Genomic DNA, 10,162 nt, shown 5'->3' on the forward strand with positions numbered 1-10,162 from the left:
CCCGGTCGCGCCGCGGCACCGCGAGGATCGTCGACGTCCTGATCGTCGCGGACAACGCGCGCAACGGTTGCCGCGCCACCCGCAGAATGCCGGGAGCCGGTTCCCACGCCTGCCCGAGCCGGAACATCTGCGCACCGATGCGGTATCGGCCGCGCACGTTCTCGACCGCGCCGAGCACCTCCATCTGGTCCAGAAGGCGGTGCACCGTCGTCTTCGGCATCTCGCAGCGGTCGGAGAGTTGCGTGAGCCCCAGCTCACCCTCGTCCATCAGCTTGTCCAGCAACGAGAAAGCCCCTTCGAGCACTGACCTGCCCATGTTTTCCTGCCCCCTGTTCCGATCTCCGGAACTGTCCCTGTGCACCCCTCCGGCACAGCCACACACTGATGCTGTCGCGGATGCATGGGCGGCACATGAGTACATGGGTACTCATCTTTCGCATGCGTTCGATCACGCCTGGTCACGGCCAGGGGAGGATCGTGAGTCCAGGCCACTGCTCACGCCACCGCCGGGTTTTGGACTCGTAGACGCCGCGGGGCGCGAGCACGGGGTTGGGACGCACGACGAGGTTGAACACGTCGGCGAGGCCGTGTGGAGCGTAGACGCGCCACTTGTCGTCGTTTTCGAGACGGATGCCCAGACAGCAGGTGGTTGCCGCGAACGAGTCGATGGCCGCTTCGGTGGAGGTGTAGGGCGTGCAGGGGACGCCGAAGTGGTCCTCGTACCAGAGATGCACCCGTGCCTCGTTGCGGATCTCGACGAGCGCCGGCAGGTCGGCGAAGGCGCGCTCGCCGGTCTGGATGACCTCGTTCTCGGCGTCCCAGCCGAGATCGGTGTCATCGAAGTAGAACAGGTCGTAGTCCTTGATGCCTTCGGCAGGCGGCCGGCCGGTGACCACGTTCCACACGGTCTGGATCACGCATCCCGCGGTCAGGTACCACCCCGGGAGGTCGAGTTTCGCGGCGCGGCCCAGGAGTTCCACCAGGATCTCGTTGCGGGCCAGGGTCGCGCGCAACGTCTCGACTTGTTCGTCCACCGGGAGTCGGCCGAGCAGCATTGCGCATGTCTAGCAAAACAGAAGAGCCCCACACCGAACCGGTGCGGGGCTCTCTGCGTATGCCTCGGTAAGACCTAGTCGAGGTAGTCGCGCAGAACCTGCGAGCGCGACGGGTGGCGCAGCTTCGACATCGTCTTGGACTCGATCTGGCGGATGCGCTCACGCGTGACGCCGTAGACCTGGCCGATCTCGTCCAGCGTGCGCGGCTGGCCGTCGGTGAGGCCGAAGCGCAGCCGGACGACGCCCGCCTCGCGCTCGGACAGCGTCGCGAGCACGGACTGGAGCTGGTCCTGCAGCAGCGTGAACGAGACGGCGTCGACAGCGACGACTGCCTCGGAGTCCTCGATGAAGTCGCCGAGCTGGCTGTCGCCCTCGTCGCCGATCGTCTGGTCCAGCGAGATGGGCTCACGTGCGTACTGCTGGATCTCCAGCACCTTCTCGGGCGTGATGTCCATTTCCTTGGCGAGCTCTTCCGGCGTGGGCTCGCGGCCCAGGTCCTGCAGCAGCTCACGCTGTATGCGGCCCAGCTTGTTGATGACCTCGACCATGTGCACCGGGATGCGGATGGTGCGGGCCTGGTCGGCCATCGCGCGGGTGATCGCCTGACGGATCCACCAGGTGGCGTACGTGGAGAACTTGTAGCCCTTGGTGTAGTCGAACTTCTCGACGGCGCGGATCAGACCCAGGTTGCCCTCCTGGATCAGGTCCAGGAACGCCATGCCGCGGCCGGTGTAGCGCTTGGCCAGCGACACGACGAGACGCAGGTTCGCCTCGAGCAGGTGGTTCTTGGCGCGCTCGCCGTCACGGACGATCCAGCGCAGGTCGCGGCGCAGCTGCGGGGTGAGCTTCTCCTGCTCCTCCTCGGAGCGGCGCACGCGCTCGGCGGCGTAAAGGCCTGCCTCGATGCGCTTGGCGAGCTCGACCTCCTCCTCGGCGTTGAGGAGGGCGACCTTGCCGATCTGCTTGAGGTACGCCCGGACGGAGTCGGCCGAGGCGGTGAGCTCCGCGTCCTTGCGCGCCTGGCGCAGGGCTTCGGACTCCTCCTCGTCCCAGACGAAGTCACCCTCTGCCTTGGGGTCCTCCGCCTCCTCCGGCTCGTCCACGACGGGCTCGTCGACCAGTTCCACGTCCTCGACCAAGTCCTCGGCGCCGGGAGCGCCTTCCATGTCCTCGGGCTCTTCGCCGTCGGCCTTCTTGGTCGCGCCCTTCGCGGCAGGATCGGCCTTACCGGCCGTCTTGCGCGGGGTCTTGGCGCCGGCGGCCTTGGCGGCGGCGGGCTTCTTCGCTGCCGCAGCGGTCGTCTTGCGCTTCGGCTTCTCCTCGGCCTCGCCGGCCGCGGTCGCCTTGGTCGTCTTGGCGGCGCTCGCGGCGGAGCTGGAGCGTCGGGTTGCGGTTTCTGCGGCTGCCACGTACGCCCTTTCGCGACGGTCGTTCAAGGCAAACCAGAGGGCGCGAAACCTCGGTCGCCAGAGTTCAGGGGATCTCCCCGCCGATCTTGCTTGGCGGGTGTGCGTTCCATTGTAACGACGTCGGTGACGCGGTGTTGCGCCCCGAGGTGTTTCGAGGCGCTCTCACCTGCGTTCTCGCAGCTAGATCGAGTAAGGCGAGTCGGACACGTTTCGGTGTCGAATGGTCGTCACGGCCTGATGCCGTGCGCGGATGCCCACGCGGCACCGACGATGCCCGCGTCGTTTTTCAGTGCTGCGGCAACGACCTCCGTGCGGACCTCGAGCAATGGCAGCCACTTGTGCGCCTTCTTGCTCACTCCGCCGCCGGCGATCACGAGATCGGGCCAGATGAGGTCCTCGAGCACGTTGATGTACCGCGTCACCCTTGGCGTCCACTCCTCCCAGGACAGGCCCTTCTCCTCCTTCACGGACGCGGCCGCGCGCGTCTCCGCGTCGTGCCCGTCGACCTGGAGGTGGCCGAACTCGGTGTTCGGGACGAGCTTGCCGTCGAGGAACACCGCACTGCCGATACCCGTGCCGAACGTCAGCAGCACCACGGTGCCGTCCTTGCCGACGCCCGCGCCGAACGACATCTCCGCGATGCCGGCCGCGTCCGCGTCGTTCATCACGACGATGTCCTCGGGCTTGCGCTTGAGGCGCTCCGCGAAGAGTTGCGCCGCGTCACAGTTGATCCAGCCCTTGTCGACGTTCGCGGCGCTGAGGGCCACGCCGTGCTTGACCACGCACGGCAGCGTGATGCCGACCGGTCCGTCCCACTGGAACTTCTCGATGATCTCGGCAACGACCTCCGCGACCGCTTCCGGCGTCGAGGGCTGAGGCGTGGGGATCCGCATGCGTTCGCCGTCCAGTGCCCCTGCTTCGAGGTCGACCAGGCCGCCCTTGACGCCCGAGCCGCCGATGTCCACACCGAACCCGCGGGTGATGCCCATCCCCGTGGTCCTTCCTACTCGATCCTGCTGGTTTCGATTCAGTACCGTGGTTCGCAGACATTAGCCTGACGTTGTCCGATAGTCCCGTGCTAGTGACGCAGGAGGGAACCGGTCGTGTTCGATCCCCGGCCACTCGTCGACATCGCGACGGCCATCGGCCGGGAAGCAGGCGCTCTGGTTCAGCGCATGCGGGCTTCCGCCGTGGTGTCGTTCGACACCAAGAGCACCTCGACGGACGTGGTCACGGCCGCCGACCGCGCCTCAGAACAACTCGTTCGGACGCGTCTGTCCGAGTTGCGTCCCGGCGAGCCGGTCCTCGGTGAGGAAGAGGGCGGCACGGTCGTGGAGGGCCTGACGTGGGTCGTCGACCCCATCGACGGCACTGTCAACTATCTCTACGGCATCCCCTGGTACTCGGTGTCGATCGCAGCGCAGCTCGACGGCGAGTCGGTCGCGGGTGCGGTGGTGGAGCCGGCGACCGGCCGGGTGTGGACCGCCGCCCGCGGATACGGCGCCTTCCTGGACGGCACGCCCCTGCACGTGTCCGCGACGACGGACCTGTCGCTGTCCTTGCTGGGATACGGGTTCGCCTACCGGCCGGAACGGCGTCAGCGTCAGGCCGACACGTGGGCGGCGATGGCGACGCGGGTCCGTGACCTGCGCCGGGCGGGAGCGGCGTCGCTCGACCTCTGCTCGGTGGCCGCTGGACGGCTCGACGCCTACGCAGAGCACGCGCTCGGGCGGTGGGACTGGGCGGCCGGTGGCTGACTGCCGCGAGCGGCGCTGTCGTGCGGTTGCCGGGTTCGTCGCCGGAGCTGGGGGAGGACGCGACGTTCGCGGCCGCGCCGGGCATCGCCGACGCTCTCTACAGCGCGCTCGTCGAATCCGGCTTCGGCAAGGTCTGAATCAACCCCTGAATCAACCCCTGAATCAACCCTGGATCAACCTCGAATCAACATTGATTCGCTCGATCAACGTTGATTCGAGCGTCAGCAGCTCACGTCGCGCGCGCCGGCCAGGTTCTCCTGGCTGAGGGTGGGCGGGCTGGCGTCCGCGACCTGGCCGCCCTGCTGCTCCGGCTGCTGCTCTGCCCACTCCTTGAGCTGGTCGAGCACCTTGCGGGCGTCGCTGTTCGGCTTGACCTCGTCGAACTTCTTGCCGATCGCGATGTCGACGGTGGCGTCCTGGCGGTCGTCGCGCACGAGCTCCAGGCACGGCTCCAGCAGTGACAGCGTCCTCGCCGCCTGCGAGCCGGGCGCGCCGAAGCGGATCTGACCGCGGCACCCCATGTCGCCCGCCGGGTAGATCGGGTCGTTGCCGGGCTCGGCCGCCTGCTTCAGGCCGAGCTCGGTGAACATCGTCGCGACGGCCTTGGCGTGGTTGCGCTGCGTCGAGGCGTTGACGACCTTGAAGTTGACGTCGCCGACCGGCACCGGGTTGGTGCGGTCCAGCGCGTCGTGTTCCAGCACGGTGCCCAGAGCGGGCGGAGGCGCGGTCGAGGTGGCAGCGGGATCGCCAACCGGAGTGCCCGACGTCGTGACGTGACCGGGCGCGTTGCACTTGATGGCCTGGTCCACGTCGCTCGCGTTGCCGAGCACCTTCACCCACACGAACACGGAACTGACCAACAGCACCGCGAACAGGACGAGCGCGGGCACGGGCCGACGCCGCTTGTAGGGCGTCAAGCTTCCCGATACGGGTCCCACGTCCGAAGCCCTCCCCGTGTCCGTCCCCTGATCAGCCTAGGCCCTGCCCGGCTGTCGCGCGCTCCGGCGGGCGTGACCCACCGCACCGGCCTGGTCGCCCACAGTCAGGACGGTACTGGCCAGGGGCCAGGTTGCACGCCGGGGTTAACGCGCTCCCGCACAGGGTATCGGTCCAGCGTAGAAAGGTTGTGTCACCCGTCCGGTCGGTAAGGGGTAACCCGATGCCGGGCCACTCGGACAATGAGCTACCCTCTGCGCGCTCCGCACACATGTGGATCAAGCCGACGGTCACGTCAAGGGGGTTGGCTTGCAGCTGAGTGCGCGAGACCTACGTCACCTTGACGTGGGGCACAAAAGAGGGCGCTGGAGCGTTAACCAGCGACACGAACAGTCTCCGTAGACCGCAGGGGTGAAGAAGATGGCGACCGACTACGACGCGCCGCGTCGCAGCGAGGCGGACGAACTCGCTGAGGACTCCCTCGAGGAGTTGAAAGCCCGGCGGAACGAGACGCAGTCCGGCGTCGTCGACGTCGACGAGGACGCGAGCGCGGAGAACTTCGAGCTGCCCGGCGCCGATCTGTCCGGCGAGGAGCTCACGTTCAAGGTCCTGCCCAAGCAGGCCGACGAGTTCACGTGCTCGAAGTGCTTCCTGGTGCACCACCGCAGCAGGCTCGCCGAGGACAACGGCGGCGTGTACATCTGCCGCGATTGCGCCTGACTGCCCGTCAGCGAAACGTCCGCCAAGAACTGGGCGCTCACCCTCACGGGTGGCGCCCAGTTGTGTTCTCTCAGGACTTGATCGCGGCGGCGAGCTCTTCCGGGTGCCGCGTGCTGATCATCCAGTAGGGCGTCGGGTCCTCCGGGTCGTCGACCCGCACCCGCACGAGCGGCTTGACCCAGCCGCGGTGCACGACGTACGCCGCCGGGTCGAGCTCCCGGCCCATGGCCCTGCGCCGGTCCTCGGGGGCGATGATCTCGACGTCGCCGAGCAGGTCGAGCGGGATGTGCGCATCGCCGGCCCGCAGCTCGCCGCCGGCCACCTCGACCTTCGTCGACCCCATCCGCACGATCAGCACGATCGTCAGCGGCAGCAGGATCACGTACGGCAGCCAGGAACGCACGCCGGGGAAGCCCATGTGCACCTCGGCGGACAGCAGCCCGGCCGCCAGCAGCGGCAGCGGCCAGATCCACCACGTCACGTACAGGCGCTCGCGGAAGGTCGTAGTGGCGGTCACGGCAGTCTCACTCACGTCGTCAGGGTAATCTCGGCCGCCGTGTCCAGCGTCGAGGTGTTGCTGACCCGGCTCGATCCGGGGGTTCCCGTGCCCGCCTACGCCCGTCCCGGCGACGCGGGCGCCGATCTGGTCACCACGTCGGACGTGGTCATTCCACCAGGCGAGCGCGCCGTGGTCGGCACCGGTGTCGCCATCGCGCTCCCGCAGGGGTTCGCCGGGTTCGTGCACCCCCGTTCCGGACTGGCGGCGCGGGTCGGGCTGAGCGTGGTCAACACGCCCGGCACGATCGACTCCGGCTACCGCGGTGAGATCCGTGTTTGCCTCGTGAACCATGATCTCCGTGAGCCGATCGCGCTGTCACGCGGCGACCGGATCGCCCAGCTCGTCGTGCAACGCGTCGAGCACGCGGTGTTCCGCGAGGTCACCGAGTTGCCGGAAACGGAACGCGGTGCGGGAGGCTATGGCTCGACCGGCGGGCACGTGGTGCTCGCCCGTGCAGCGCTCACAGAGACTGAGGGGTAGGGAATGTTCGGAAGGCGCCGCAAGCGCGGTCGTCACTCCGCGGGGGCGGTCGACACCGGTCCGGAGCACGACGAGGTCTTCGACGACGTCGACGGCCCGTGGGACTCGACGGTGGCGCCCCGTGACGATGTGCAGCGGCTCGACCTGGGATCGGTGCAGCTGCCGATGCCGGACGAGGCCCAGCTGCAGGTCGAGATGGACCAGCAGAGCGGCTCCGTGCGCGCGGTGCACGTCCTCACGTCCGTTGGGCAGCTGACTGTCAGCGCGTTCGCCGCGCCGAAGTCGGGTGGCCTCTGGAAGGAGGTCGGCGCCGAGCTGATCGCCGGCCTCAAGGAGGACGGCGCCCGCATCAACCGTGAGAACGGCGAGTGGGGCGAGGAGATCATCGCGCGCAACCAGGGCGTGCAGATCCTCTTCGTCGGCGTCGACGGCCCGCGCTGGATGCTGCGCGGTGTCGCGGCCGGTCCGGAGGAGCATTTCGCGCAGAACTCCGAGGCGCTGCGCGAGATGCTGCGCGGCACCGTCGTCGTGCGCGGTGAGCAGCCGATGCCACCCCGCACCCCGCTGCCGGTCGAGCTGCCGGAAGCGATCGCCCGCCACATCGAGCAGCAGGACTAACGCGCCTGTTGCCACGCCTGCACCGCACGCCCCAGTGCGTGTGGGTAGGCGTCGAGCGTCGTTGTGACGAGCACGGCGCGTGGGATGGCTTCCGCCCATGCCCGCGCGACTGCGATCGGGTGCACCGGGTCATCGGTGCACCCGACGATTCCCGTCGGCACCTTGAGCGACTGCAGCTCTTCGAGCGTCGGCGCCGCGGACTCGGAGGCTTCTTCCAGGTGTGGCACGAGCAGGTCGCCGTAGCCGTGCCAGGCCCTCGTCAGCTCGTCGTGCAGCCAGCCGGTCGTGCCGGTGAGTGCTGCTCGCAGGCCGTGGTTCGTGACGATCTCCGCGCTGGCCCTGGCCGCCAGTGCCGCGGGAGCGCGGTTCGGTGCTCCTGTCCAGGCGGGCAACGCGAGGATCAGCCCTGCGCACCTGTCCGGGTTCCGCACGGCCCACGTGGCGGCGACGTGCGCGCCTAATGAGACGCCGCCCACCACGATCGGGTGGCCTGCCCAGGCATTTTCGAGGGCCGTCAACCGTTCACCGAGTGTGCGGACCCGCGGAGCGTTGAGAACGGCGCCGACCTGCGACAACGGCTCGGCGAACACGGAACGGACAAACACCTCGTCAGAGGCGGTTCCGGGCAGGAGGAAGACGGTCTCGGCAGGCACGCCCGAGATTGTCGGTCCTCGTGCGTACCCTCACTGTCAGACGGCCCACACCACTGGGCCACCAGAGCACTGCAGGAGTCGGGGATGAGCGGCTATTGGCGCCGCTTGGTGCGTCGCTTGACCAGCGACGTCGCCGAGCTCGACGCGGACGACCTGTCGCGAAAAGCGGAGGCCGTCGGCGCGGTGAAGGCCTGCGACTGCAAGTCCGGTGAGGAGGTCACGGTCCTCGGAAGGCTCCGCAGCGTGGAGCTCTGCCCCAGGGACGCGGCCGCCACGCTGGAAGCCGAGCTCTACGACGGCACCGAGGGCGTCACGCTCGTCTGGCTCGGCCGCCGTCGCATCGCGGGAATCGAGCCTGGTCGGACGATCAAGGCCCGTGGCCGCATCGCCGTGCGCGACGGGCGCAAGGTGCTCTACAACCCCTACTACGAGTTGCAGAACGCTTCATGACTTCAGCTGAGACCGAAGAAAAGCAGCCCACCGTCCTCGAGCAGATGGGCGGCGTGAGCGGAATGCTCTACTCGTCGCTGCCCGTCGTCATCTTCGTGATCGTCAACTTCGCCGCCAAGAACCTGATGGCCGCGATCATCAGCGCACTCGCCTCCGCCGTCGTGATCGGCGTGGTCCTGGCGGTCCGCAAGGGCACCGTCCAGCCCGCGATCTCCGCCGTGTTCGGCGTGGGCATCGCGGCGTTCATCGCCTACAAGACGGGCGAGGCCAAGGGCTTCTTCCTCTTCGGCATCTGGCAGAGCGTCGTCTACGGCAGCGCGTTCCTGCTGTCGATCATCGTCCGCTGGCCGCTCGCCGGTGTGCTCTGGACGTTCCTCAACGGCCGTGACCGCTCCTGGCGCGCGGACAAGGCCTCGGTCCGCGACTACGACATCGCGACCTTCGTCTGGGCCCTGGTCTTCTTCGCCCGCTTCGTGGTCCAGCGCTGGCTCTACGACGAGGACCAGGTGGGCTGGCTCGCCGTGGCACGTCTCGCGATGGGCTATCCGCTGATGGCCATCGCCCTTCTCGCCACGGTCTGGGCGTCCGCCGCGCGGACAAGCGCCTGAAGGCGGCCGAGGAGGCCGCCGCGGCCGAGATCGCGGCCAAGGCCTCGGAGGAGGAAGTGCTGGCTCGTACGGCCGACGACCTGCTCACGCCGGACATGGACGAACTCCAGCGCGTCGTCGACACCGAGGCTCGCGACAAGTCCAGAGACTGACCGTATGTGCTGTGACGGCCGGCGCCTCGTCTGAGGCGCCGGCCGTTTCGCGTCGCACATCGCCGTACTCCTGATGTGCAATATCCGATATATCGCATATCGGAGTGCACCTGCAGGTCAGGACGGGCCGAGCACCGTGCGCAGTTCGTCGCGCCCTGTCACCCCGAGCACTCCGTAGATGGCATGCAGATGGTTGTCGACCGTGCGCTTCGAGGTGTGGAGCTTCTCCGCGATCTGCTGGTTGGTGAGCCCGGACGTGGCCAGGCGGGCGACCTCCACCTGGCGGCGGGTCAGGTGGGTCAGGCCGTCGACGCGCAGGGCCGGGGGTGCTGGCGCCGTCGAAGTCGCGCATCAGGAGGGCCTGGCGGGCCGAGGTCTGGGAGGCGGCCCGGACGTTGCCCTGGCTTCGGTGCAGGCGGGCGGCGGAGGCCAGGGCCTCGGCGGCGTAGAGAGTGGCGCCCAGACGCAGGAAATCCGTCGCCACAGCCTCCAGGACGGTCGGTGAGGCGTGCGCGAGTGCGGTCGCGTGTGCCGCGTAGGCCGAGGTCATCGCATCGTCCATGGTGGACGTCAGGGCTGCCAGACGCAGTGACGTGTCGACGCCGAAGCGGGCGGCGTCGTGCAGGGCCGTGGCCTCGACGCTGTGCACGCCCAGTTCGCGCATTCGTCCGCGGCCGCCATCGCCGCCTCGGCGGCGCCGCGGATGTCGCCGACACTGGCGAGCACCCACGCGCGTGCCACCGACACCGTCGTGCCGGTCACGCG

General features: G+C 68.6%; 13 protein-coding genes and 1 pseudogene. 6 read left to right on the forward strand and 8 right to left on the reverse strand.

Going from position 1 to position 10,162, the window contains the following annotated elements; genetic code table 11:
* From FXN61_RS42505 to ppgK, 4 genes are all read right to left on the reverse strand, one after another.
* Positions 1–316: helix-turn-helix domain-containing protein (locus FXN61_RS42505; protein ID WP_167979511.1), on the reverse strand; the 316-nt coding region annotated here is incomplete at its 3' end.
* A gap of 142 nt (positions 317–458) precedes the next feature.
* A complete protein-coding gene (locus FXN61_RS42510) occupies positions 459–1,055 on the reverse strand; it encodes a nucleotidyltransferase family protein (RefSeq protein ID WP_223165835.1) in 597 nt (198 codons plus the stop codon).
* A 74-nt stretch (positions 1,056–1,129) separates the two neighbouring features.
* On the reverse strand, positions 1,130–2,464 hold the full coding sequence (locus FXN61_RS42515; protein ID WP_167979512.1) for an RNA polymerase sigma factor: 1,335 nt from the start codon (positions 2,462–2,464) through the stop codon (positions 1,130–1,132).
* A 227-nt stretch (positions 2,465–2,691) separates the two neighbouring features.
* The gene (gene ppgK / locus FXN61_RS42520) at positions 2,692–3,453 is read right to left on the reverse strand and encodes a polyphosphate--glucose phosphotransferase (RefSeq protein ID WP_167979513.1); all 762 of its coding nucleotides are present in this window, start codon (positions 3,451–3,453) and stop codon (positions 2,692–2,694) included.
* Positions 3,454–3,567: 114 nt separating this feature from the next.
* On the opposite strand from ppgK, the pseudogene FXN61_RS42525 reads away from it, so the two are divergent.
* Positions 3,568–4,358 (forward strand): annotated as a pseudogene (locus tag FXN61_RS42525) (inositol monophosphatase family protein).
* 84 nt (positions 4,359–4,442) lie between these two features.
* Here FXN61_RS42525 and cei read toward each other — a convergent pair.
* Positions 4,443–5,159 carry an envelope integrity protein Cei gene (cei, locus tag FXN61_RS42530; RefSeq protein WP_167979514.1) on the reverse strand — a complete coding sequence of 239 codons (717 nt, stop codon included), beginning with the start codon at positions 5,157–5,159 and terminating at the stop codon, positions 4,443–4,445.
* A gap of 418 nt (positions 5,160–5,577) precedes the next feature.
* Here cei and FXN61_RS42535 point away from each other — a divergent pair, with 418 nt between their 5' ends.
* The gene (locus FXN61_RS42535) at positions 5,578–5,877 is read left to right on the forward strand and encodes a DUF4193 domain-containing protein (protein ID WP_086667480.1); all 300 of its coding nucleotides are present in this window, start codon (positions 5,578–5,580) and stop codon (positions 5,875–5,877) included.
* A gap of 70 nt (positions 5,878–5,947) precedes the next feature.
* On the opposite strand, the gene FXN61_RS42540 is transcribed toward FXN61_RS42535, so the two are convergent.
* The gene (locus FXN61_RS42540; RefSeq protein WP_312878427.1) at positions 5,948–6,409 is read right to left on the reverse strand and encodes a DUF3093 domain-containing protein; all 462 of its coding nucleotides are present in this window, start codon (positions 6,407–6,409) and stop codon (positions 5,948–5,950) included.
* A 24-nt stretch (positions 6,410–6,433) separates the two neighbouring features.
* Here FXN61_RS42540 and dut point away from each other — a divergent pair, with 24 nt between their 5' ends.
* Positions 6,434–6,916: a dUTP diphosphatase gene (gene dut, locus FXN61_RS42545; RefSeq protein ID WP_167979515.1), complete on the forward strand. Its 483-nt coding sequence runs from the start codon at positions 6,434–6,436 to the stop codon at positions 6,914–6,916.
* A 3-nt stretch (positions 6,917–6,919) separates the two neighbouring features.
* Entirely contained in the window at positions 6,920–7,534 is a 615-nt protein-coding gene (locus tag FXN61_RS42550; protein WP_167979516.1) for a DUF3710 domain-containing protein, read from the forward strand.
* Here the strand turns inward: FXN61_RS42550 and FXN61_RS42555 are convergent.
* The gene (locus FXN61_RS42555; protein WP_167979517.1) at positions 7,531–8,187 is read right to left on the reverse strand and encodes an alpha/beta fold hydrolase; all 657 of its coding nucleotides are present in this window, start codon (positions 8,185–8,187) and stop codon (positions 7,531–7,533) included. The two genes, FXN61_RS42550 and FXN61_RS42555, sit on opposite strands and share 4 nt — an antisense overlap.
* A gap of 84 nt (positions 8,188–8,271) precedes the next feature.
* On the opposite strand from FXN61_RS42555, the gene FXN61_RS42560 reads away from it, so the two are divergent.
* A complete protein-coding gene (locus FXN61_RS42560; protein WP_035908814.1) occupies positions 8,272–8,637 on the forward strand; it encodes an OB-fold nucleic acid binding domain-containing protein in 366 nt (121 codons plus the stop codon).
* The gene (locus FXN61_RS42565) at positions 8,634–9,245 is read left to right on the forward strand and encodes a DUF3159 domain-containing protein (protein ID WP_312878429.1); all 612 of its coding nucleotides are present in this window, start codon (positions 8,634–8,636) and stop codon (positions 9,243–9,245) included. Before FXN61_RS42560 ends, FXN61_RS42565 begins: the two co-directional genes overlap by 4 nt.
* A 269-nt stretch (positions 9,246–9,514) precedes the next feature.
* On the opposite strand, the gene FXN61_RS42570 is transcribed toward FXN61_RS42565, so the two are convergent.
* Positions 9,515–9,715 carry a response regulator transcription factor gene (locus FXN61_RS42570; RefSeq protein WP_312878430.1) on the reverse strand — a complete coding sequence of 67 codons (201 nt, stop codon included), beginning with the start codon at positions 9,713–9,715 and terminating at the stop codon, positions 9,515–9,517.
* Between the last annotated feature and the right edge of the window lie 447 nt (positions 9,716–10,162).

This window comes from Lentzea indica, assembly GCF_012184385.1.
In the GTDB taxonomy this organism is placed as follows: Bacteria; Actinomycetota; Actinomycetes; order Mycobacteriales; family Pseudonocardiaceae; genus Lentzea; species Lentzea indica.

Coding starts and splice junctions, on each gene's coding strand:
- FXN61_RS42560 (WP_035908814.1), top strand. CDS start 8,272: ATGAGCGGCTATTGGCGCCGCTTGGTGCGTCGCTTGACCAGCGACGTC.
- FXN61_RS42510 (WP_223165835.1), bottom strand. CDS start 1,055: ATGCTGCTCGGCCGACTCCCGGTGGACGAACAAGTCGAGACGTTGCGC.
- FXN61_RS42550 (WP_167979516.1), top strand. CDS start 6,920: ATGTTCGGAAGGCGCCGCAAGCGCGGTCGTCACTCCGCGGGGGCGGTC.
- ppgK (WP_167979513.1), bottom strand. CDS start 3,453: ATGGGCATCACCCGCGGGTTCGGTGTGGACATCGGCGGCTCGGGCGTC.
- FXN61_RS42565 (WP_312878429.1), top strand. CDS start 8,634: ATGACTTCAGCTGAGACCGAAGAAAAGCAGCCCACCGTCCTCGAGCAG.
- FXN61_RS42535 (WP_086667480.1), top strand. CDS start 5,578: ATGGCGACCGACTACGACGCGCCGCGTCGCAGCGAGGCGGACGAACTC.